The organism is Xanthomonas sp. WHRI 10204 (assembly GCF_040202875.1).
Lineage (GTDB): Bacteria > Pseudomonadota > Gammaproteobacteria > Xanthomonadales > Xanthomonadaceae > Xanthomonas.
In genome coordinates this window covers 921856-943144 of record NZ_JBEGDW010000002.1, presented here as the reverse complement: position 1 = coordinate 943144, position 21289 = coordinate 921856, and the positions used below count along the sequence as shown (strand labels likewise).

Annotated in this window: 18 protein-coding genes, 1 tRNA gene, 1 other RNA gene and 2 pseudogenes; 15 read left to right on the top strand and 7 right to left on the bottom strand. The window is 65.7% G+C overall.

What is annotated here, in order from left to right; genetic code table 11:
* Window positions 1-245: 245 nt before the first annotated feature.
* Together ffs and ABQZ00_RS14845 are read right to left on the bottom strand one after the other, a co-directional pair.
* An RNA gene (ffs, locus tag ABQZ00_RS14850) (signal recognition particle sRNA small type) lies at window positions 246-342 on the bottom strand.
* 75 nt (window positions 343-417) lie between these two features.
* Window positions 418-510, bottom strand: a tRNA-Ser gene (locus ABQZ00_RS14845).
* 135 nt (window positions 511-645) lie between these two features.
* On the opposite strand from ABQZ00_RS14845, the gene dnaX reads away from it, so the two are divergent.
* From dnaX to ABQZ00_RS14825, 4 genes are all read left to right on the top strand, one after another.
* On the top strand, window positions 646-2778 hold the full coding sequence (dnaX, locus tag ABQZ00_RS14840; RefSeq protein WP_323537938.1) for a DNA polymerase III subunit gamma/tau: 2133 nt from the start codon (window positions 646-648) through the stop codon (window positions 2776-2778).
* A 5-nt stretch (window positions 2779-2783) separates the two neighbouring features.
* Window positions 2784-3104 (top strand): YbaB/EbfC family nucleoid-associated protein, encoded by a 321-nt coding sequence (locus ABQZ00_RS14835; protein ID WP_005913896.1) that lies wholly within the window; start codon window positions 2784-2786, stop codon window positions 3102-3104.
* A 97-nt stretch (window positions 3105-3201) separates the two neighbouring features.
* Window positions 3202-3795 carry a recombination mediator RecR gene (gene recR / locus ABQZ00_RS14830; RefSeq protein ID WP_323537939.1) on the top strand — a complete coding sequence of 198 codons (594 nt, stop codon included), beginning with the start codon at window positions 3202-3204 and terminating at the stop codon, window positions 3793-3795.
* Window positions 3796-4067: 272 nt separating this feature from the next.
* Entirely contained in the window at window positions 4068-4418 is a 351-nt protein-coding gene (locus ABQZ00_RS14825) for a histidine triad nucleotide-binding protein (RefSeq protein WP_055845861.1), read from the top strand.
* A gap of 310 nt (window positions 4419-4728) precedes the next feature.
* Here the strand turns inward: ABQZ00_RS14825 and ABQZ00_RS14820 are convergent, their stop codons facing one another.
* From ABQZ00_RS14820 to ABQZ00_RS14805, 4 genes are read right to left on the bottom strand one after another with little or no spacing between them, the layout of a single operon-like run.
* Window positions 4729-5262, bottom strand: a complete 534-nt coding sequence (locus ABQZ00_RS14820) for a Slp family lipoprotein (RefSeq protein ID WP_055845858.1) — start codon at window positions 5260-5262, stop codon at window positions 4729-4731.
* On the bottom strand, window positions 5259-7208 hold the full coding sequence (locus ABQZ00_RS14815; RefSeq protein WP_323537940.1) for a transglutaminase TgpA family protein: 1950 nt from the start codon (window positions 7206-7208) through the stop codon (window positions 5259-5261). Before ABQZ00_RS14815 ends, ABQZ00_RS14820 begins: the two co-directional genes overlap by 4 nt.
* Window positions 7201-8157: a DUF58 domain-containing protein gene (locus tag ABQZ00_RS14810; RefSeq protein WP_323537941.1), complete on the bottom strand. Its 957-nt coding sequence runs from the start codon at window positions 8155-8157 to the stop codon at window positions 7201-7203. Before ABQZ00_RS14810 ends, ABQZ00_RS14815 begins: the two co-directional genes overlap by 8 nt.
* 5 nt (window positions 8158-8162) lie before the next feature.
* On the bottom strand, window positions 8163-9116 hold the full coding sequence (locus tag ABQZ00_RS14805; protein WP_323537942.1) for an AAA family ATPase: 954 nt from the start codon (window positions 9114-9116) through the stop codon (window positions 8163-8165).
* A 37-nt stretch (window positions 9117-9153) separates the two neighbouring features.
* On the opposite strand from ABQZ00_RS14805, the gene ABQZ00_RS14800 reads away from it, so the two are divergent.
* The 3 genes and pseudogenes from ABQZ00_RS14800 to ABQZ00_RS14790 form a co-directional block, all read left to right on the top strand.
* The gene (locus tag ABQZ00_RS14800; RefSeq protein WP_323515360.1) at window positions 9154-10995 is read left to right on the top strand and encodes a glycosyltransferase family 39 protein; all 1842 of its coding nucleotides are present in this window, start codon (window positions 9154-9156) and stop codon (window positions 10993-10995) included.
* An 8-nt stretch (window positions 10996-11003) separates the two neighbouring features.
* Window positions 11004-11444 (top strand): annotated as a pseudogene (locus ABQZ00_RS14795) (glycosyltransferase); the annotation flags it as partial.
* Window positions 11432-12841: pseudogene (locus ABQZ00_RS14790) on the top strand (hypothetical protein); the annotation flags it as partial. The pseudogenes ABQZ00_RS14795 and ABQZ00_RS14790, both read left to right, overlap by 13 nt.
* A 154-nt stretch (window positions 12842-12995) precedes the next feature.
* Here ABQZ00_RS14790 and ABQZ00_RS14785 read toward each other — a convergent pair.
* Window positions 12996-13571, bottom strand: a complete 576-nt coding sequence (locus tag ABQZ00_RS14785; protein WP_323537943.1) for a Maf family protein — start codon at window positions 13569-13571, stop codon at window positions 12996-12998.
* Window positions 13572-13681: 110 nt separating this feature from the next.
* Between ABQZ00_RS14785 and ABQZ00_RS14780 the strand changes: the two genes are divergently transcribed.
* The 8 genes from ABQZ00_RS14780 to ABQZ00_RS14745 all read left to right on the top strand — a co-directional run bounded on the left by ABQZ00_RS14780 (window position 13682) and on the right by ABQZ00_RS14745 (window position 21259).
* On the top strand, window positions 13682-14191 hold the full coding sequence (locus ABQZ00_RS14780; protein ID WP_055845836.1) for a YceD family protein: 510 nt from the start codon (window positions 13682-13684) through the stop codon (window positions 14189-14191).
* Window positions 14192-14288: 97 nt separating this feature from the next.
* The gene (gene rpmF / locus ABQZ00_RS14775; RefSeq protein WP_010368401.1) at window positions 14289-14483 is read left to right on the top strand and encodes a 50S ribosomal protein L32; all 195 of its coding nucleotides are present in this window, start codon (window positions 14289-14291) and stop codon (window positions 14481-14483) included.
* An 89-nt stretch (window positions 14484-14572) separates the two neighbouring features.
* Window positions 14573-15550, top strand: a complete 978-nt coding sequence (locus ABQZ00_RS14770; protein ID WP_055845834.1) for a beta-ketoacyl-ACP synthase III — start codon at window positions 14573-14575, stop codon at window positions 15548-15550.
* Window positions 15551-16184: 634 nt separating this feature from the next.
* Entirely contained in the window at window positions 16185-17129 is a 945-nt protein-coding gene (fabD, locus tag ABQZ00_RS14765; protein WP_115512333.1) for an ACP S-malonyltransferase, read from the top strand.
* A gap of 82 nt (window positions 17130-17211) precedes the next feature.
* The gene (fabG, locus tag ABQZ00_RS14760) at window positions 17212-17955 is read left to right on the top strand and encodes a 3-oxoacyl-ACP reductase FabG (protein ID WP_055845828.1); all 744 of its coding nucleotides are present in this window, start codon (window positions 17212-17214) and stop codon (window positions 17953-17955) included.
* 156 nt (window positions 17956-18111) lie between these two features.
* A complete protein-coding gene (gene acpP, locus ABQZ00_RS14755) occupies window positions 18112-18351 on the top strand; it encodes an acyl carrier protein (protein ID WP_002814322.1) in 240 nt (79 codons plus the stop codon).
* Window positions 18352-18492: 141 nt separating this feature from the next.
* Window positions 18493-19728 carry a beta-ketoacyl-ACP synthase II gene (fabF, locus tag ABQZ00_RS14750; protein WP_323537944.1) on the top strand — a complete coding sequence of 412 codons (1236 nt, stop codon included), beginning with the start codon at window positions 18493-18495 and terminating at the stop codon, window positions 19726-19728.
* 175 nt (window positions 19729-19903) lie between these two features.
* Window positions 19904-21259, top strand: a complete 1356-nt coding sequence (locus ABQZ00_RS14745) for an aminodeoxychorismate synthase component I (RefSeq protein ID WP_323537945.1) — start codon at window positions 19904-19906, stop codon at window positions 21257-21259.
* Window positions 21260-21289: the final 30 nt, after the last annotated feature.

Genomic DNA, 21289 nt, shown 5'->3' with positions numbered 1-21289 from the left:
AAGGTTAGGAGAGTCTCCGACGGTTGATCTCGGCGCCCGCATCGATCGATACGCGTCGAGCACTGCGTTCCCGTTGCGGAGATGTCTGGCGCTGTCGTTACGGGCGGCAGCAATGCAAGCGAAGATCTTGAGCGTGGCGTGGCGTACAGCACGCTCCGTGACGGATGCTATCGATCCAGGCAATGACGTGCGCCTGAAGCATCGACCAGGTCGATCCAGCGCGTGCACAGACAAGTAGGGTGGTGTCCCCGCCGGTTGACCTCGGCGCCCGCATCAATCGATACCGTTGCTGCCTTCCGGCCCTGGCGGGATTTTCGATCTAGCGTCGCGAGGGACCGACGGGGCCACCATAAGACGTGGGCCACTGGCATGGCCCTGCGATTTGCGACAGTGGTGTCATTGCGCAAATCATGAAACTGGCGGAGAGAGGGGGATTCGAACCCCCGAAGCGCGGTTTAGACGCTTACACACTTTCCAGGCGTGCTCCTTCAACCACTCGGACACCTCTCCGTACCTGTACGACCGGGGTCTAACAGGGCCGCAAATTCTAGCGGTCGCCGGCCCGTACCACAAGCTGAATCTTTCCGGCGCAGTCGGTGAGACGTGCCGTGGCACAATATCGGCTCAGAACAAGCTGGTTGCCCGATGTCTTATCTCGTTCTTGCCCGCAAGTGGCGCCCGAAGCGTTTTGCCGAACTCGTGGGCCAGGAACACGTGGTCCGCGCGCTCACCAACGCGCTCGACAGCGGGCGCGTGCACCACGCGTTTTTGTTCACCGGCACGCGCGGCGTGGGCAAGACCACCATTGCGCGCATTTTCGCCAAGTCGCTGAACTGCGAGACCGGCACCAGTGCCGACCCGTGCGGCACCTGTCCGGCCTGCCTGGACATCGATGCCGGCCGCTATATCGACCTGCTGGAAATCGACGCCGCCTCCAACACCGGCGTGGACGATGTGCGCGAAGTGATCGAGAACGCGCAGTACATGCCGTCGCGCGGCAAGTTCAAGGTCTACCTGATCGACGAAGTGCACATGCTCTCCAAGGCGGCGTTCAATGCGCTGCTCAAAACCCTGGAAGAGCCACCGGAACACGTGAAATTCTTGCTCGCCACCACCGACCCGCAAAAACTGCCGGTGACGGTGTTGTCGCGCTGCCTGCAGTTCAATCTCAAGCGCTTGGACGAGGACCAGATTCAGGGGCAGATGACCCGCATCCTGGCCGCCGAGGAGATCGAATCGGATCCGTCGGCAATCGTGCAGCTGTCCAAGGCGGCCGATGGCTCCCTGCGCGATGGCTTGTCGCTGCTGGATCAGGCGATCGCCTATGCCGGCGGTGCGCTGCGCGAGGAAGTGGTGCGCACGATGCTGGGTACGGTGGACCGCACCCAGGTCGGGGCGATGCTGCAGTCCCTGGCCGACGGCGATGGTGCGCGCCTGCTGCAGGTGGTGGCCGCACTTGCGGAATTTTCGCCGGACTGGAGCGGCGTGCTGGAAGCCCTGGCGGAGGCCTTGCACCGCGTGCAGGTGCAGCAGCTGGTGCCGTCGGTGGCGTTTGTCGGCGACGGCATCGACCCGACCCCATTCGCCGCGCAGCTGCGGCCGGAAGTGGTGCAGCTGTGGTACCAGATGGCGCTCAACGGGCGCCGCGATCTGTATCTGGCGCCGAGCCCGCGCGCCGGCTTCGAGATGGCCGTGCTGCGCATGCTGGCGTTTCGCCCCGCTGCGGCGGTGCCGGCCGGAAGCAGCGACGATGGCCGCGGTGCCAGCGCAGGTGGCGGCGCACGCGCGTCCGCTGCTGGCGTGCAGGCGGCTGCACCGGTGACAGCGGCGGCTGCAGTGCCTGTCAGGCCGGTCGAGGTGGTTGAAGCGGCGTCGGGTGTGGGTGTTGCTGCGGCGCCGGTAGCTACGGCAACGTCGGCTTCAACATCGGCACCAATCCCAACATCGGCACCTACACCAACACCAACGACACCAACGGCAGCATCAGCCGACGCAGCCTCGGCTCCGGTTGTGGTGCTTCCTGCGGCGGAGCCGTCGCTCGATGGTCGCTCGTCCGCTGCTGCGCGCACTGACGACACGCCGCCGTGGGCGGTGGACGATGCGCCGGTGCGCACGCATGCTGCGCCAGCGTCCGTGTCCGATACGGCGGTTGTGCTGGCACCCGAATCCGCAATGGCGTTGCCGCCGGACGCCGCTGTTGCGGCGCCGATCATGGCGGTGCCCGAACTTGTGCCTGCGCTTGCTGCCGCCGCTGCTCCCGTGCCGGCAGAGACGGCTGCAGATACGTTCTCTGCTGGTCCTGCGTCTGCCGAATCTTCGCCAGCTTCAGCATCGCTCTCCGCATCGGCGCCCAGCAACGATTCGAGCACGCTGATCGACGACAGCCGTATTGCCGACGCCGAACAGTGGCTCGAGCTGGTCACGCGTAGCGGGTTGAACGGCCCGTCGCGTCAGCTCGCGGCCAATGCAGCGTTTATCGGCCATCGCGATGGCGTGCTGCGGCTGGCGCTGGCGCCGGGCTTTGAATATCTCAACTCCGAACGCTCCATCGCCAACCTGGCGCAGGCGCTGGCGCCGGTCCTCGGAGACACGCCGCGCATCGTGATCGAAACCGGCCGCGCCGATGTCGAGACCTTGCATGAGCGCGCCAACCGGCAGAAAGGCGAGCGCCAGAGCGCAGCCGAAACCGCCTTCATGAACGACCCGAATGTGCAGCAGCTGATCCAGCAGCAGGGCGCGCGGGTCGTTCCCGATTCCATCCGCCCTTACGACGAGTAACGACCATGCGTGGAAACATTGCCCAATTGATGCAGCAGGCGCAGAAGATGCAGGAAAACCTGCAGCGCGCCCAGGAAGAACTGGCCAAGCTGGAAGTCACCGGCACTGCCGGCGGCGGCATGGTCAGCGTGACGCTGACCGGCGCCAAGGAATGCCGCAAGGTGCGGATCGACCCCAGCATCCTCTCCGACCAGGAAATGGCCGAGGACCTGATCGCCGCCGCCTTCAATGACGCCTCCAACAAGATCGATGCCGAATCCAAGGACCGCATGGGTTCGGCTACCGCCGGCATGCAGCTGCCGCCGGGTATGAAGTTGCCGTTCTAAGAGGCGGGGAATCGGGAGTGGGGAATCGGGAATCGTAAGGCCGAGATTGTCTTTAGCTTTTGCGATTCCCCAATCCCGATTTCCGATTCCCGACCCAATGTCCTCCTTACTCGAACAATTGATCGAAGCCCTCCGGGTGTTACCGGGCGTAGGCCAGAAATCGGCGCAGCGTATGGCCTATCACGTGCTCGAACGCGAGCGCGAGGGTGGGCGGCGGCTGGCGACGGCGCTTGCCAGCGCGGTGGAAAAGGTCGGCCATTGCGTGCAATGCCGCGACTTCACCGAGGCGGAAATCTGCCCGATCTGTGCCAATGCCAGCCGCGACCGGCAGCAGCTGTGCGTGGTGGAATCGCCAGCCGATCGTTTGGCGATCGAGCACGCTACCGGCTACCGCGGGGTGTATTTCATTCTGCAGGGACGGCTGTCGCCGCTGGATGGTATCGGCCCGCGCGAGCTGGGGCTGGACCAACTCGGCGAACGCCTGGCCGCCGGTGAAATCACCGAAATGATCATCGCCACCAACGCCACGGTGGAAGGCGAGGCCACCGCGCATTACCTGGCGCAGTTGGCGCGTCAGCATGGCGTGCGCCCCAGCCGGCTCGCGCAAGGCATGCCGCTGGGTGGCGAGCTGGAGTATGTGGATCGCGGGACGCTATCGCACGCCTTCGGTACCCGCAGTGAGGTTGTTTGAGGGCGGGGATTGGGGAGTCGGGATTTGGGATTGGTCAAAGCGGCCTGGCTGCGCGCTTCAGATTCTACGAAGCCCGAATCACCAATCTCGAATCACCAGCCGGCTGACCGCTGGGAGCATCCAGCTACCGCGTTGACAAAAACGGCGGAGGCGCCGGCCCTCTAAAAGAGGTGATTGCTGCGGGGCAGGGATCGAGGATGCACAAAAGCTGCCAGACCACGCGCGCGGTAAGCTCTTACCAATCCCAAATGACCAATCCCCAATCCCCAGCCATGTCCGACACCATCTTCAGCAAGATCATCCGTCGCGAAATCCCGGCCACCATCGTTTACGAAGACGACGAGGTGCTGGGCTTTGAAGACATCGCGCCGCAGGCGCCGGTGCATGTGCTCTTCATTCCCAAGCTGCACGCCATTCCCACGCTGGACGATGTGCCGCCGGAGCAGGCGTTGCTGGTCGGCAAGTTGGCGCTCGCCGCTGCCGCGTATGCACGTGAGCAGGGCCTGGCGCAGGACGGCTACCGCATCGTGATGAATTGCCGCGAGCATGCCGGGCAGACGGTGTTTCATATCCATCTACATCTGCTGGCCGGTGCACCGCTGGGCCGCTTCGGCACGCCTTGACGGAAGCGCTGGGCCTTGCCAACGATGTGACCAAACAGGTTCTCGAGCGGAAAGGGCAGGCCAGGGGTGAGCATCGCCAATCGCTAATCGCCAGTGCTGCGGTTGCGAGCCGATGTACACAAGCCGGCGCTCCCAGCATCCGCGCAGTCGCGGTTCCAGCAGGGCTTGTTGCACCCGCGCAGCGCCGGGGCTGGCGAAATGGCGAAATAAGAATCCAGCAAAACGCGCTAATGCCGGCGGCTTGCCCGCACAAACAAAAACGCCGCTCCTTCATGAGCGGCGTTTGCATCACAGTTGACTCAGCAGCCGATCACCACCAGCCGCGGCCCCAGCCCCAACCGCCGCCCCAGCGCGGACCCCACGGGTCGCCCCAGGGGCCGTACGGGTACGCCTGAATCACGTCGACGTCGCGCACTTCCGGCCACAGGTAGACCACATCTGCCGCCACCTTGGGCAGCTTGTAGTCGTACTCGCCGATCTTGGTGGTCTCATAGCCTTCGATCTTGCCGATGAAGGTGACCTCGCGGCCAGGTTCGAACACCGCCGGGTCATAGAAGCCCGAGCGGCAGGCCAGGAAGCGGCCATCGCTGGCATCCACGGCATTGCGGTCCGGGCGGCCGCTGGCGTTGAGCGGGCGCGAGATCAACTCGAAGCAGGTCTGGCCCTGGCTCGGCTTGGTCTGGATGATCTTGCCGCCCCAGCGCACCGATGTGCCGAGCTGCGCGCTGGCAGTGGAATCGCTCGGGCTGACCGTGGGGAATTGGCCTTGCAGCGGCTTGGGCGCGGTGGCGCAGGCTGCGAGCCCGAGCACGGCGACAATGGGAAAAAGAAAGCGGGTACTCATGAGGAAACTCCGGTTCGCGGGCGATGCTGCTGCAGATCTTTGAGGAGTGAGGCGCTGTCCGAATCGGCGCCAGCGTAGCGCGCGGCAGCGAAACGTTGGCTGAGTGCCAACAGTGTGGTGTCGGGGTGGGTGCGGGCGACGCGTTGCGCCCAGGCGATGGCCGGTTCGTGCAGTTCGCGGGCAAGGCCCAGCTTGCCGTAGCGCCGGCTCAGCCGGTGCCAGGCGCGCAGCAGCGGGTCGCGTTCGCGTTCGCCGCGCGCCAGCAACCAGCTCATCCACGCCAGCGCGCTGACCGCGAACACGCCGAAGATGGCGGCCAGTTGGGTGGGCTCCAGGCGGTCGATGCCAAACGGCTGCAGCAGCCGTTGTTGGCGGTCGGCATTGAAGGACAGCACCAGATCGTTCCAGCCGCGCCGCAGCCAGTCGCTGACCTGGCCCAGGCCGGCCCAGGTGCCGAGCTGGGCAAAGTTGTTGCCGTCGGTTTGCAGGCGATCTTCCAGCGTGTCGTAGATGCGTTCCGGCGCCACGGCGGCAGTGGGGTCCACACGCACCCAGCCGCGGCCGGCCAACCACACCTCGGTCCATGCATGCGCATCCATGCGGCGCACCACCCAGTAGTTGCCCAGCCCGTTGTAGGTGCCACCCGCATAGCCGGTGACCACGCGCGCGGGGATGCCGGCGGCGCGCATTAGCACCACGAACGAGGAGCTGAAGTGTTCGCAAAACCCGGCTTTCTGCTGGAATAGGAATTCATCCACGCTATTGCGGCCAAGCAGCGGCGTATCCAGCGTGTAGGCGAATTCGCGGGTGATCCACCCCAGTGCGCGCTGCACCACGGCATCGTCGTTGTTGCCGGCGTCGGCCCGCCATTGCCTGGCAAGCGCAACGGTGCGCGGATTGAAGCCGGGCGGCAGGGCCAATCCGCGTTTGCGCAACTGATCGGGCAGGTCGGTATCGAAACGTGCCGGTGGCGCCGATTGCAACTCCCAGCGGGTCAGTGCGCTCAATGGCCGCTGCGCGAACAGTTCGTAATCGGGCGACAGCTCGGCGTCGGCCACGCCCTGGGTCGGTAGGTCCAGCGACACCAACTGGCGACGATCGGTGGGCTCGTAATCCAGTCGATAACGATAGGTCTGCGGTCCGGGGGTGACCGACGCGGGTTGGCCACGACCGGTCCAGCGCGCGCGCTGCCAGGTGCGGCCGTCGAAATCCCACATCACCGGCCCACGCCAGTAGCGCTGCTGCGGCGGTGGCGCCTTGCCGGTGAATTGCACGCGCAAGGCCGGGCTGTCGTCTGCCATCAGGTCGATCCATTCGCCTGGCGACATGTTGTCCGAGAGTCCAGGCCGGGACAATGCGCGCTCGGGCACGCCCCACAGCGGTGAACTCAGACGCGGCAGCAACCAGAACGTTGCCAGCGCCAGTGGCACCCCGATGGCGACCAGCTTGCCGATCCCGCGCAACTGCGGGCGTAGCGAAGGTGTGCGGGTGCGATGCTCCTCGTCGGCCAGCCGCTGCATGCTGAGCAAGGCGCTGACCACTGCCAGCAGCGCCAGGCCCATGGTTGCCGGGCCCTGGTCGAGCAGGAATGCCGCAAACGGCGCGAACAAGGCAAAGCCGAGCAGGCTGCGCGCATCGCGCAGGGTGCGCAGTTCGGAGGCCTTGATCGCCAGCATCGCGGCAAGCACCGCACACCCGGTATCGCGGCCGAAGCGCATGCCGATCTGCCAGTACACCGCCGCCAGCATTGCGATCACCAGCAATACCCGCACCGGCGCCATCACGGTGCCGCGCCAGCTCAGCACGCCGACCAGGACCGCGGCTACCGCAATGGTGATAGCGAGCAGGCCGGGCAGCTGCAGCAATAACGGCGCCAGTGCCAGCCAGCTGGTGGCCAGGACCCAGCCGCGGCTGGGCTGGCTGATCGGGAGGGATGGCTCAGTCATGAGGAAGCAGCGCCAGGGCGCGCAGGCACAAGTGCTGGTGGGACGGGCCTTGCGCAGGCCCCAGTGGTGGCTGGCCTGGCAGCAGCAGGCGATAACGCCGCCCGTCGCGCTCGGCCAGATTGACCCAGCGGGCAAGCCGCGCGATGCGGCGTTCGTACGGCAGCGCGTGCAGCGTGCGCCAGTCGAGCGTCACTTCGATGCCCAGCGGCTGTTCGTATTCGCGCACCAGCAAGGTGTCGCGACGCGCCGAATGCTTCCAGGAAATCGTGCGCGGCGCATCGCCGGCGCGATATGGGCGCAGCTGATGCAGTTCTTCGCCTTGCGCGTGCAGGCGGGTCTGGTTGGGCGAACCGGCGCCGTCGGGCAGCGTGGGGCCGTGGTCCTCGGGTTTGGGGTAGGCCAGTAGCGGGGTTTCCGGCCACACCCAAGACCAGGCCCGCACCAGGCCCAGCGGCTGGGTGCTCGACAGCCGGATGCGTTCGATGTCCTGCCAGCCGCGCTGCGTGGTGGGCACCAGCAGGTCGACGTCGGCCATCTCGTGCTCGACCAGCGAACAGGAACCGCTGCTTTGCAGATGGTCCAGCCGCAGCCCGCGCCGCACGCGGGTATCGCGACGTGCCAGCGACACCCGCATGCGCAGCGGCTCGCCGGCCACCACAGGTTCGGCCGAGACCGCTTCGATATGCAATGCCGACAACTGCAGATGCGCCATGATGCTGCTGGCGATCCCGGCAGTGGCCAGCAGCAGGGCTAGCAGCAACGCCGGGTTGTTGTTGTAGTTCAACGCGCCCAGCAGCATCGCCAACAGCAAGCCGGTGATGAACAGCCCGAAGCGGGTCGGCAACACATAGATACGCCGCCGATCCAGCACGATCGGCAACGCTTCCGCTCCCCGCGGACGGGCCAGCAGGCTGAGCCGGCGGCCGATGCCGCGCAAGGGTGCACGCACGTGTGTCAGTCCACCGGCACGCTGTGCAGCAGCGCCTTGGCCAGCGCCGGCCCGGAGGACGATTCTGCTTCCGGCACCAGCCGATGCCCGGCCACGGCCACGAACAGCGCCTGTACGTCTTCCGGCAGCACATGCTCGCGTCCGAGCAACAGCGCATACGCCTTGGCGGCGCGCAGCAGCGCGATGCCGGCACGTGGCGACAGGCCCACGCGTACCCCGGCGTGCTGGCGGCTACGCAGCAGCAGCGCCTGCACGTAGCCGATCAAGGCATCGCTAGTGTGGATCTGATTGACCCCCGCACGCAGCGCGACCACCTCGGTATCGCTGAGCTGCGGTGCGGCCTGGGCGATCAGTTCGCGTCGGTCCACCCCGGACAGGAGCTCGCGCTCGGCATCGGCGCTGGGGTAGCCCAGGCTGAGCCGTAGCAGAAAGCGATCCAGCTGCGAATCCGGCAACGGAAACGTGCCGGACAGGTCGACCGGATTCTGCGTGGCGATCACGAAGAACGGTTCCGGCAAGGCATGCGTCACGCCGTCCAGGGTGACCTGTTGTTCGGCCATGGCTTCCAGTAGCGAGCTCTGCGTGCGCGGCGGCGCGCGATTGATCTCGTCGGCCAGCAGCACATGGGTGAACACCGGGCCGGGGTGGAACTGGAACTGGCGCGAGGCCGCGTCGTACACCGACACGCCCAGCACATCGGCCGGCAGCAGGTCGGAGGTGAACTGCACGCGCTGGAAGCCCAATCCCAGGCTGGAGGCCATGGCGTGGGCCAGGGTGGTCTTGCCCAGGCCGGGCAGGTCTTCGATCAACAGATGTCCCCCGGACAGCAGCGCCACGAACGCCAATCGCACTTCCTGCGCCTTGCCCAACAACAGCGAATTGACCTGATCTTGCGCGCGCCGCAGCGATTGGCGCAGCGCATCGGTTAGCATTTCCGTGGAACGCAGCGGTGTCGACATCACAATTCCGTAGGTGAAAAGAAGAGTGCACAGGGCAATGCAGGGGGACCAACGGGCACATCGCACTTTCGTGATCCTGTGGACACTGGCGACGGCCGTCAAGCTGTTGATTGCCGCACGGCTGCCGTTGTTCGTGGACGAAGCGTTTTATTGGCAGGAAGGCCAGCACCTGGCCGCGGCCTATTCGGATCTGCCGGGCATGACTGCCTGGCTGGCGCGCCTGGGTGTGGAGGTTGGCGGGCACCATCTGCTGGCGTTGCGGCTGCCGTTTCTGGCCATCGCCGCGCTGCTGCCATGGTTGATCGCGCACATCGCCACGCGCTGGTTCGGCTCCACGCTGGGCTGGCAGGCCGGTAGTTTGACGCTGCTGATGCCGCTATCGGCCACGCTCGGCATCCTGGCCGTGCCGGACGTGCCGATGGCGCTGGCGGCAGTGTTGTGCATGGATGCCGGTGCACGGTTGCTGCGCGAGGTCGATGCCACCAGCGCGTTGGAGCTGGCGATCGGTCTGGTCATCGGCGCGCTCAGCCACTACCGCTTCGTCGGTGTGATCGGCATGGGTTGCATCGCGTTGCTGTGCATTCCGCAGGGGCGCGCAGTCCTGCGCGACCCGCGCATCTGGCTGGCACTGACCGTGGGTGCGGTGAGCTGGCTACCGCTGCTGTTCTGGAATACCGACCATGACGAGGCCGGGCTGCGCTTCCAGTTGGTCGACCGGCATCCGTGGCGGTTCCAGATCAGCGGGCTGTGGTTCTTGCTGATCCAGACGGTGGCGGTGACGCCGCTACTGGCCTGGGCGATGGTCAAGGTCAGTCTGGCCGGCACGCGTGCCGGCGGCGGGTCGCGTGCGCAATGGCGCTATTTCGGCTTGCTGGGCGGCATCTCGACCGTGGCGATCTTCGTGCTCGGCTTCTTCAGCGATGCCGAACGGATCAGCTTCCATTGGCCGTTGCCTGGCTATTTCGCATTGCTGGTGGCGGTGCCGGTGATCCTGATGCGCTGGCCGCATTCGCTGCGCCGTGCCGCTTGGCTGATCGCGCTGCTCGGCACACTGGGTGCCTACGGCTATTACCTGGCGGTCTCGGTGCCGTCGATCCGTGCGCATGCGGCTGGCGAAAAATACTACCCACGCAATTTTGCCGGCTGGAACGGTCTGGCGCGTGCGGTCAAACGCCAGTTGGCGCAGATGCCGCCGGGCACGCGCGTGCTGGCAGAAAATTTCAAGGTGGGCGCCGAACTCGGATTTCAATTGCACGATGCGCAGATCGAGGTGTTGCGCGCCGACTTGAACGACAAGCACGGGCGCAGCGCGCAATTGCAGCAATGGGGCCTGCTCAGCGACGGACGCCGCGATGGCCCGCGTCTGCTGGTGCTGTCGCCCAGCGATCAGCGTTACCGCGATCTGCTCAAGCGTTATCACGCCATCTGCGACATGGTCGGGCCGTTGCCACCGCCCACGGTGGTGTCCACCGATCACGGGTATCAACGTTTTCTGCTGTTCGCACTGCCGGCGCAACGCGCGCCCGGGCCGTGCATCGCCCCGGCGATGGCCTGGATCGATACGCCGCTACCGGATGTGCGCGTGGCTGGCCAGGTCCAGGTGCGCGGTTGGGCGTTCAAGGACGGCGTTGGCCTGGCCGATGTGGAGTTGCTGCTCGATGGTCGCCCGGTCGCGCAGGCCGACTACGGCAGCCCGATGGACGTCCGCCCGTACTGGAAGATTTCCACCGACCCGCAGCACCCCAATGTCGGCTTCTCCGCCACGCTCGACACGCACGCGTTGCCGCCCGGCACGCATTGGCTGGGACTGCGCCTGCACGGCCGCGACGGCAGCGTCGAGGACTGGTGGGAGCAGCCCGTTACCGTTTCCGCACCTTAGATCACGCAATGACTGACGCCTTGCCCGTTGTCCATCCCGCACATCCGTCCGGGTTTCGAATCGCTGTGCTGGTGCCGTGCCATAACGAGGCGGCAACCGTTGCCGACGTGGTCGGCGATTTCGCCGCGGCGTTGCCGGGGGCGGTGATCCATGTGCTGGACAACAATTCCAGCGACGCCACCGCTTCGAACGCGGCGGCGGCGGGCGCGCAGGTGTGCCGCGTTGCGTTGCAAGGCAAGGGCAATGTGGTGCGGCGCGGATTTGCCGATGTCGAAGCCGACATCTACGTACTGGTGGATGGCGATGCGACCTACGACGCGGCTGCCGCACCGGCGCTGGTGCGCAAGCTCATCGACGAACGGCTGGACATGGTGGTCGGCGCGCGACGCGATCAACAGCAGGCCGCGTATCGGCCAGGGCACCGGCTCGGCAATGTCCTGCTCACGCGCTGGCCGGCATGTGCAGTGCGGTGTTCCTGTCCGAACTGGGCAACACCATGGGCGATACCGCCAGCGCGATCCCGGTGCTGGCGTCGTTGGCGGTCGTACTGTTGGCGCAGGCCAACGCGCGGCAGGACCGACGTGTCACGTGGTTATGGGTCATCGCCGGCGCACTGATCGGTCTGGCAATCGCGCTCAAGCTCACCAATGCGCTGTACGCGCTGGCCCTGGCGCCGGCGGTGCTTTGCGACGGTGGACGCATGCGCTCGCGGGTTCTGGGGTTGGGTGTGCTTGCCGGTGTCGCCGTGCTCGCCTTGCTGCTCGCGGCCGGGTCCTGGTACTGGCAGGTCTGGCAACAGCTGGGCAATCCGCTGTTTCCGCAATTCAACGGCGTGTTCAAGTCGCCGCTGGCTCAGCCGGTGTCGATTGCCGATGTTCGCTGGTTGCCGCGCAGCATTGGCGAACATCTGATCTGGCCGCTGCTGTTTACACTCAAACCGCAACGCATCGGCGATCTCGGTCTGGTGCAGGCGGGGTGGGCGGTGTTGTATGCGGTCGCGCTGATGGCCGCGGGACGCACCGTGCTGCGTCGTCGCGTACCCGCAACGAATCGCGATCGCGCAGCGGTTGTGCTGTTGGTGTTCTTCGGTATTGCCTACGCGCTGTGGCAAGCGGTCTTCAGCATCCATCGCTACCTGCTGGTACTGGAGTTGCTTGCGCCATTGGTGCTGTGGGTCGTGTGCCGGTGCGCTTTCGCGGTGAATGCAGATCGCAAGGCTGGGTGGTTGATCGCTGCGTGTGCGCTGGTTGCGGTGGTTGGATGGAAGGACTGGGGGCATGAGGCATGGGCGCGCGACAGTTTCCAGGTCGAGCAACCGGCGCTTGCCGATCCTGCGGCATCCACGGTGCTGCTGGTCGGCGATGAGCCGCAGTCCTGGCGTGTGCCACTGTTGCCGCAGCAGGCGCGCTATATCGGGGTTGCGACCAATCTTTCCGAGACCGATCAGTACCGCGAGCGGGTCAGGTCCTTGATCGCCGAGCGGCCGCAGCTGTATGCAATGTTGGGTGCGACACGCGACAAGCAGCGATTGCGGATTGATCGCATGAACGGCTGGGCGCAGCAGATTGGCTGGGACATCCAGCCTCAGTGCACGCGGTTGCGCTGGTTGATCGCGCGCGGTCTGCGTGCGGAGCTGGAAGTGTCGCCGGGGCGCTGCGTGCTGCAGGTGCCCAAGGGCAAGGCGCTGGATACCGCCGCTGCAGATCGTGCGGTGCGCGAGTCCGCGCAGCAGCGCCTGGCTGCGTATGGGCTCACCCTGGATCCGTCACGTTGCCGCACCTTGTCCTCGCATGTCGGACAAGCCCAATACCCCTACCAGTTCTGCGCGCTCGCTCGCCCGCAGTAGCGCAAGCGGCCAGGCGTTGTGCGGCCGGGCAGCTGTGTATGGTCATGCGCGGCTTCAGTTGCCGCTTCAGCACCCTCGTGGCTGGATGTCTGTACTGTCACGGCCGACTTTCGATCGATGCGCCTGAACAGCGTCGCCGCACTCCATTCGGGCCTCACGGAATCGCAAACCCCGCCTGCCGTAACAGTCGCGCCAGCGCGATCAGCGGCAGGCCGACCAGCGCGGTGGGGTCTTCCGAGCGAATTGCATCGAACAGGCTGATGCCTAGGCCTTCGCATTTGAAGCTGCCAGCGCAATCCAGTGCGGGCTCGGCGACCAGGTAGCGTTCGATCTCCACCGGTGTCAGCGGGCGCAGCTGTACCTCGGTCACGTCCAGCGCGTGCAGGTGCTGGTCGGGGCCGATCAGGCTGACGGCGGTGTGGAAGCGCACCACGCGCCCGGACATGGCGCCTAGCTGCGCGCGGGCCTGGTCCAGGGTTCCCGGTTTGCCCAGGGCGCGCCCGTCCAGATCGGCGGCCTGGTCCGAGCCGATGACCCAGGCGTCGGGCGCATGCGCGGCCACTGCGGCGGCCTTTTCGGCAGCCAGGCGGCTGGCCAGCGCGCTCGGCGCCTCGCCCGGCAGCGCCTGCTCATCGACCTCCGGGCGGGCGGTGGTGAAGTCCAGTTGCAGGCGGCCGAGCAGCTCGCGCCGGTAGACGGAGGTGGAGGCAAGGATCAGGCGTGGCATCATGGGCGCCGAAAAGTGAGGGGCAGGGGAGTCTGCCAGCCCGCACGCCGCGCAGCACATGTGAATGGGTGCATTTGACATGGCTACTGCGGGTCTTTAACATTCTGCGGCTTATGTCCGCGAACGTACCCGAAATGCTGGATGCTTGGCGGATGGTCGCAGCGCGCAGGCGCTTCGATGGCCGCATCCCGCTATCTGCGATGACCCGCTTGCAGGGGAGTCTGGTCGATACCGACGGCGAATGTGTTTATTCGCTTCAGTTCGATCAGGACGATCTGCTCAAGGTCGCCTATGTCGAACTCAGCATCGATGTCGAGCTGCCGTTGGCCTGCCAGCGCACCTTGCAGCGTTTTCTGTATCCGGTGCAGATCAGGCAGCGTCTCGGCCTGATCCGCAACGAAGACGAAGAGTCCGCGTTGCCACTCGATTACGAAGCCTTGCTGGTGCCCGATGACGGCATGTTGCGGGCGGTGGATCTGGTGGAAGACGAACTGGTGCTGTCGGTGCCAGTGGTGCCGATGGCGCCGGGCAGCGAGGCCGTCGAGGCAGAGTGGGTGCCGAGCCAGGAAGAGCAAGACAAGGCCAGTCCGTTCGCGGCGCTGGCAGCGTTGAAGAAACAGTAACCGCCGCTGTTAAGGGCGGAAAGACAGGTCGACGCGGGCGTAGAGCGTGCTGTTCGACTCAACAGACAAGTTATCGAACTAAAGTTGGAGCAATCCCATGGCTGTGCAGAAATCCCGTGTCACCCCGTCGCGTCGCGGCCAGCGTCGTTCGCACGATGCCCTCACCGCCAAGCAGCTGTCGACCGATCCGACCAGCGGCGAGATCCATCTGCGCCACCACATCACCGCTGACGGTTACTACCGCGGCAAGAAGGTGATCACGACCAAGTCGTCGGCCGTCCAAGAAGATTGATCCGTGGCGCCCGCCGCAGTTTTGTTGGCGGGTGACCCTCGATACTTCCGGAGCCGCCAATCACCGCGGCTCTTGCACCAGGAAACAGCATGAGCAAGCGGATCTATTCCAGAATCGCGGGCACGGGTAGCTATTTGCCCGAAAAGGTGTTGACCAACGACGACATGTCCAAGATCGTCGACACCAGCGATGAATGGATCTTCTCGCGCACTGGTATCCGTGAGCGCCACATCGTCGCCGACGACCAGACCACCAGCGATCTGGCGTATTTCGCCTCGCTGAAGGCGATGGAAGCGGCCGGCGTCACCGCCGACGAGATCGATCTGATCGTCATCGGTACCACCACGCCCGATCTTATCTTCCCGTCCACTGCCTGCCTGCTGCAGGCGCGGTTGGGCAACGTCGGTTGCGGAGCGATGGACGTCAATGCCGCCTGCTCGGGCTTTGTCTACGCGCTCAGCGTGGCCGACAAGTTCGTGCGCAGCGGCGATGCAAAGACCGTGCTGGTGGTAGGTGCGGAAACGCTGACCCGTATCGTCGACTGGACCGACCGCACCACTTGCGTGCTGTTCGGCGACGGTGCCGGCGCGGTGATCCTCAAGGCCGACGAAGAGACCGGCATCCTCAGCACCCATCTGCATGCCGACGGCAGCAAGAAAGAGCTGCTGTGGGACCCGGTGGGCGTATCGGTCGGTTTCGGCGAAGGCAAGAATGGTGGCGGTACGTTGCTGATGAAGGGCAACGACGTCTTCAAATATGCGGTCAAGGCGCTGGATTCGGTGGTCGATGAGACCCTGGCGGCCAACGGCTACGACAAGCACGACCTGGATTGGCTGATTCCGCATCAGGCCAATCTGCGCATCATCGAAGCCACCGCCAAGCGGCTGGATCTGCCGATGGAGCAGGTGGTTGTCACCGTGGATCGCCACGGCAACACCTCGTCGGCCTCGGTGCCGCTGGCACTGGACGAAGCGGTCCGCTCGGGTCGCGTGCAGCGTGGCCAATTGCTGCTGCTGGAAGCGTTCGGTGGTGGATTTACCTGGGGCTCGGCGCTGCTGCGCTACTGAGTTCCGCAGGCCCTGCCGCCTCGGCGGACAGGGTCTGCGCTGTCAGGGCGATGCGTCCTGCAGAACCGACGTTAAACGCGCTGTGATCGCTGGACCGTGCTCCGGCCTTAAGCCGCATTGCCGCTGCAATCGGCCGGTCTCGCTCGGTCTCTTCATCTTTCCATTTTCTTCGCATGCTGCTGGGGCTTGGGTGCCGTGCGTCCTGGGTCGCGCCGTGGCGGCAATTCCGCGCGCGGTCCTGCATGTGCGGCGGATCGGCGAGGTGCATGCGTATCCAGTCAATGTTCCGCGAGTTGGCTTGGCTGCAACCAAACTGTGCTGATCCCAAGCGACAACGCTCGCTTGTTTTGAGGCAGCCTTGCGATGCCGATACGCCCATGCGCGACCATCGTTGGGGCACTCTGCAAGCCTCTGCCGCACGCAATCCAGGGGCCGACTTGAGCAGTGTGTTTGCTTTGACGCTGGTATTAGCCGGTCTGCCTGGACCGGTTTACCGATGGCCATCTCGGCCTGCGGCGGCGGTTGTTCCTGCCCGGCCAAGTGTTGCCGTAGGCCGGGCTGCATACGCGGCAGTACAGACGCTAGAGCGATTTCGCACGTATCATCCCGGCTCGATTTTTGCTGGCAGCCGCGCGTGACTGAATCCACTCTCGCCTTCGTTTTCCCCGGTCAGGGGTCGCAGTCTTTGGGGATGCTGGCCGAACTGTCCGAATTGCATCCGCAGATTCGCGAAACGTTTGCCGAAGCCTCGGAGGGTGCTGGTGTCGACCTCTGGGCGCTGTCCCAGGGCGGCCCGGAAGAAATGCTCAACCGCACCGAGTACACCCAGCCGGCGCTGCTGGCGGCGGGCGTGGCGGTGTGGCGGCTGTGGACTGCGCAGCGTGGCGCGCGCCCGGCTGTGTTGGCTGGGCACAGCCTGGGCGAATACACCGCGTTGGTCGCTTCTGGTGCCTTGTCGCTGCATGACGGCGCGCATCTGGTGCGGTTACGCGGGCAGTTCATGCAGGCCGCAGCGCCGGCCGGTGTCGGTGCGATGGCGGCTGTGTTGGGTGCCGAAGACGCCCTGGTGCTGGAAGTCTGCGCCGAGGCGGCAGGCAGCCAGGTGGTGGTGCCGGCCAACTTCAATTCGCCCGGGCAGATCGTGATCGGCGGCGATGCGGCGGCGGTGGATCGTGCGCTGGCCTTGCTGGCCGAGCGCGGCGTGCGCAAGGCGGTCAAGCTGGCGGTGAGCGTGCCGTCGCACACTCCGCTGATGCGCGATGCCGCGAATCAGCTCGGCGAAGCGATGGCCGGGTTGGCCTGGCACGCTCCGCAGATTCCGGTGGTGCAGAACGTCGATGCGCGCGTGCACGAGGGCAGCGCGGCAATTCGCCAGGCCTTGGTCGAGCAGCTCTACCTGCCGGTGCAGTGGACCGGCTGCGTGCAGGCGCTGGCGGCCCAGGGCATCACCAAGATCGCCGAATGCGGCCCGGGCAAGGTGTTGAGCGGGCTGATCAAGCGCATCGACAAGAGCCTGGACGCCCGCCCGCTGGCCACGCCAGCCGATTACGCCGGCGCGCTCGACGCGTGGGTGCACTGATCCGACGCACATGCCGGTGGTACCGGCATCCCTCGACGCTTGCGGCACTGATCGCAGCGTCCCCCTTCGAGGAACAGTAGTCATGAGCAAGCCTCTGCAGGGCGAAATCGCCCTCGTCACCGGCGCCAGTCGCGGAATCGGCGCGGCCATTGCCGATACCTTGGCCGCCCAGGGCGCCACCGTGATCGGTACCGCCACCTCGGCCTCCGGTGCCACGGCCATCGGCGAGCGGCTGGCGGCCCATGGCGGCCACGGTCGCGAACTCAACGTCACCGATGGGGCGGCGGTCGATGGCCTGATCGAGGCGATCGGCAAGGAATTCGGCGCCATCTCGATTCTGGTCAACAACGCCGGCATCACCCGCGACAACCTGTTGATGCGGATGAAGGACGACGACTGGCAAGCCATCATCGACACCAATTTGACCAGCGTGTTCCGCACCTCCAAGGCGGTGATGCGCGGCATGATGAAGGCGCGCAAGGGCCGCATCATCAATATCGCCTCGGTGGTCGGTGTGACCGGCAATCCGGGGCAGACCAACTACGCCGCGGCCAAGGCCGGCATCATCGCGTTCTCCAAGTCGCTGGCCAAGGAAATCGGTTCGCGCGGGATTACCGTGAATGTGGTGGCGCCCGGTTTCATCGATACCGACATGACCAAGGCGTTGCCGGAGGAGGCCAAGGCCGCCTTGCTGCAGCAGATCGCGCTCGGTCACCTGGGTGCGCCGGAGGACATCGCCAACGCGGTGGCGTTCCTGGCCGGCCCGACCGCCCGCTATATCACCGGCGAGACCCTGCACGTCAACGGTGGCATGTACATGCCGTGAGCGTGCGTCGCCGGGAGGCGCTAAGTGGCTGATCGGCCGGGACTTGTGATGCAATGCAAGGCTCGGGCGCTTCCACTACACTATCCAACGCGGCCATCGCAGCGGCGATGGCGTTTTTTTCGTACCACCACTACTCCAGCTGGAGCGATATCCCCAATGAGCACCATCGAAGAACGCGTCAAGAAAATCGTCGTCGAACAACTCGGCGTCAAGGAAGAGGAAGTCACCACCAGCGCATCGTTCGTCGATGACCTGGGTGCCGACTCGCTGGACACCGTCGAGTTGGTGATGGCGCTGGAAGAAGAGTTCGAGTGCGAGATCCCGGACGAAGAGGCCGAGAAGATCACGTCGGTCCAGCAGGCGATCGACTACGTCAAGGCTCACGTCAAGAGCTGATGCGTTGTTCCTGACTGCGGTGGCGTGCATTACGCCGCTGCTGCGTCAGACATTCCATGGGGCCGCTGATGCGGCCCTGTGTTTTTCAAGCGTCACCCGCAAACCGCAAGCACCGTCCGTTCCGTGGTGAGGAGATCTGCAATGAGTCGTCGTGTTGTCGTTACCGGCATGGGCATGGTGTCGCCGCTGGGCAATGATCTGGCCAGCAGCTGGGATGGGATCATCCACGGGCGCTCAGGCATTGGCCCGATCACGCAGATCGATGCGTCGCAGTTCACCACCAAGATCGCCGGCGAAATCAAGAATTTCGACCCCACGCTTTTTGTGTCCGCCAAGGACGTCAAAAAGATGGATTCGTTCATCCACTACGGTGTCGGCGCTTCGTTCATGGCGCTGGACGATTCCGGCCTGGTCATCGACGAAAGCAATGCCGAACGCGTTGGCGCCATTCTCGGCTCCGGCATCGGCGGGCTGCTCGGTATCGAAGAGCAGACCATCAAATTTCATGAGGGCGGCGCGCGCAAGATTTCGCCGTTCTATGTGCCCAGCACCATCATCAACATGTTGCCGGGCCAGGTCAGCCTGATCAAAGGCCTGAAGGGCCCTACGTTCTCGGCCGTGTCGGCTTGCGCTACGTCCAATCACTCGATTGGTACGGCGATGCGCATGATCCAGTACGGCGATGCCGACGTGATGCTGGCCGGCGGTGCCGAGCGCGGGTCCTCGCCGAGTTCGGTGGGCGGGTTCTGCGCGATGAAGGCGATGTCCACCCGTAACGACGACCCCACCGCTGCATCGCGTCCCTGGGACAAGCAGCGCGACGGCTTCGTGCTGGGCGACGGCGCCGGCGTGCTGGTGCTGGAAGAGTACGAACACGCCAAGGCGCGTGGCGCGCGCATCTATGCCGAGCTGGTCGGCTTCGGCGCCAGCTCGGACGCGTTCCACATGACCGCCCCCAGCGAAGACGGCGAAGGCGCGGCGCGCAGCATGGTGGCCGCGATGCGCGATGCCAAGCTCAACCCCGAGCAGATCGGTTACCTCAACGCGCACGGCACCTCCACGCCGCTGGGCGATCTGGCCGAAACGCTGGCGATGAAGCGCGCGCTGGGCGACCACGCCTACAAGACCATGGTCAGCTCGACCAAGTCGATGACCGGCCACCTGCTCGGCGCGGCCGGCGGTGTGGAAGCGATCTTCTCGGTGATGGCGCTGCACACCGGCATCATCCCGCCGACCATCAACCTGGAAGAGCCCAGCGACGGCTGCGACCTGGATTACGTGCCGAACGTGGCGCGCGAAGTCCAGGTGGATGCGGTGATGTCCAACGGCTTCGGCTTTGGCGGCACCAACGGCACACTGGTGTTCAAGCGCGTCTGAGTCGGCGCGTCTGCGCGCTCGCACGGCGCGTCACGCAACAGTCCTTGGCCGCCGCGCGCACTGCGTTCGTGCGGCCAACCGGACAATGTTGGCTTGACCTAATCCTGATCCACGCATCGCGCGCGCTGCCTTTTAGAAGGCGGCGCGCTTTCGCATCTCACGCCCCCCCGGACCGATGACGCTCACCCGATCACTGCACGCGGACATCGACTTGCTGGCGCTGCATCGGTTGGCGCCGCAGCGGTACCCGGCGTTGCTGGAATCCACTGCCTCCGGTACCGAGCATGGGCGCTGGGATGTGCTGTTGCTGGCAGATGGCGCCAGCCTGCGGCTGGATCCGGATGGCGTGACGCGCGATGGCGATGGTCAAGCGCTCGAATGCAATTTTTTGGACGCGCTGGATGCCGCCTGGCACGCCGAACGGGTGCCGCGCGATGCGACCAGCGCATTGCCGTTTCGTGGCGGCTGGGCGGTATTGCTGGACTACGAATTGGCCGCGCAGGTCGAGCCGATCCTGCAGCTGCCTGCGCGGACCGACCGCCTGCCGAGCGCGCTCGCCTTGCGTGCGCCGGCAGCGGTGTTGCGCGATCGCGTGGACGGGCGCTGCATCGCGCTGGCCGAACCGGGACGCGAGGATCTGCTAAATCGCATCGACGACGACATAGCCGCCTGCGCTGTGCTGCCGCCGTTGCCGGCCTGGGTCGGGCCGGTTGCGGTGGACGAAGACGTGCCCGAGCGCTTTACCGACGCGGTGCAGCGGGTGCTCGATTACCTGCGTGCGGGCGATGTGTTCCAGGCCAATATCTCGCGCGCCTGGAATGCACGCTTTGCCGCGGCGGTGGATCCGGCGGCGCTGCACGCCCGGTTGCGTTCGGCCAATCCCGCGCCGTTCGCCGGCGTATTTGTGGCGGCCGGGCGCGCGGTGGTGAGCTCCTCGCCCGAGCGGCTGGTGTCGGTGCACGGCGATACGGTGCAGACCCGCCCCATCGCCGGAACGCGCGCGCGCTTTGCCGGCGACGACGATGCGGCGCGCATCCGCGAGCTGGTCGGCCACCCGAAAGAGCGCGCCGAGCACGTGATGCTGATCGACCTGGAGCGCAACGACCTGGGACGGATCTGCGTGCCCGGCACGGTCGAGGTGGATGAGCTGATGGCGGTGGAAAGCTATGCCCACGTGCATCACATCGTCAGCAACGTGCGTGGCCGTCTGCGCGCCGGGGTCACGCCGGGCGAGGTGATCGCGGCGGTGTTCCCGGGTGGCACGATTACCGGTTGCCCGAAGGTGCGCTGCATGCAGATCATCGCCGAGCTTGAACAGACCGCGCGGGGCGCTTACACCGGCGCGTTCGGCTGGCTCAACCGCGACGGCGACATGGATCTGAACATCCTGATCCGCACCGCGGAGGTGGCTGGAACGCAGGTGCGCTTCCGCACCGGCGCCGGCATCGTGGTGGACTCGGACCCGCAACGCGAGCTGGACGAAACCCGCGCCAAGGCACGGGGCGTGCTGCGTGCGATCGAGCCGACATGAGCGCTTCAACGGGACATCACCGGCGCGCGG

Bases quoted from the DNA above. Each gene is read 5' to 3' on its own strand.
- dnaX (WP_323537938.1), top strand. From the start codon at position 646: ATGTCTTATCTCGTTCTTGCCCGCAAGTGGCGCCCGAAGCGTTTTGCC.
- ABQZ00_RS14835 (WP_005913896.1), top strand. From the start codon at position 2,784: ATGCGTGGAAACATTGCCCAATTGATGCAGCAGGCGCAGAAGATGCAG.
- recR (WP_323537939.1), top strand. From the start codon at position 3,202: ATGTCCTCCTTACTCGAACAATTGATCGAAGCCCTCCGGGTGTTACCG.
- ABQZ00_RS14825 (WP_055845861.1), top strand. From the start codon at position 4,068: ATGTCCGACACCATCTTCAGCAAGATCATCCGTCGCGAAATCCCGGCC.
- ABQZ00_RS14820 (WP_055845858.1), bottom strand. From the start codon at position 5,262: ATGAGTACCCGCTTTCTTTTTCCCATTGTCGCCGTGCTCGGGCTCGCA.
- ABQZ00_RS14815 (WP_323537940.1), bottom strand. From the start codon at position 7,208: ATGACTGAGCCATCCCTCCCGATCAGCCAGCCCAGCCGCGGCTGGGTC.
- ABQZ00_RS14805 (WP_323537942.1), bottom strand. From the start codon at position 9,116: ATGTCGACACCGCTGCGTTCCACGGAAATGCTAACCGATGCGCTGCGC.
- ABQZ00_RS14800 (WP_323515360.1), top strand. From the start codon at position 9,154: ATGCAGGGGGACCAACGGGCACATCGCACTTTCGTGATCCTGTGGACA.
- ABQZ00_RS14785 (WP_323537943.1), bottom strand. From the start codon at position 13,571: ATGATGCCACGCCTGATCCTTGCCTCCACCTCCGTCTACCGGCGCGAG.
- ABQZ00_RS14780 (WP_055845836.1), top strand. From the start codon at position 13,682: ATGTCCGCGAACGTACCCGAAATGCTGGATGCTTGGCGGATGGTCGCA.
- rpmF (WP_010368401.1), top strand. From the start codon at position 14,289: ATGGCTGTGCAGAAATCCCGTGTCACCCCGTCGCGTCGCGGCCAGCGT.
- ABQZ00_RS14770 (WP_055845834.1), top strand. From the start codon at position 14,573: ATGAGCAAGCGGATCTATTCCAGAATCGCGGGCACGGGTAGCTATTTG.
- fabG (WP_055845828.1), top strand. From the start codon at position 17,212: ATGAGCAAGCCTCTGCAGGGCGAAATCGCCCTCGTCACCGGCGCCAGT.
- acpP (WP_002814322.1), top strand. From the start codon at position 18,112: ATGAGCACCATCGAAGAACGCGTCAAGAAAATCGTCGTCGAACAACTC.
- fabF (WP_323537944.1), top strand. From the start codon at position 18,493: ATGAGTCGTCGTGTTGTCGTTACCGGCATGGGCATGGTGTCGCCGCTG.
- ABQZ00_RS14745 (WP_323537945.1), top strand. From the start codon at position 19,904: ATGACGCTCACCCGATCACTGCACGCGGACATCGACTTGCTGGCGCTG.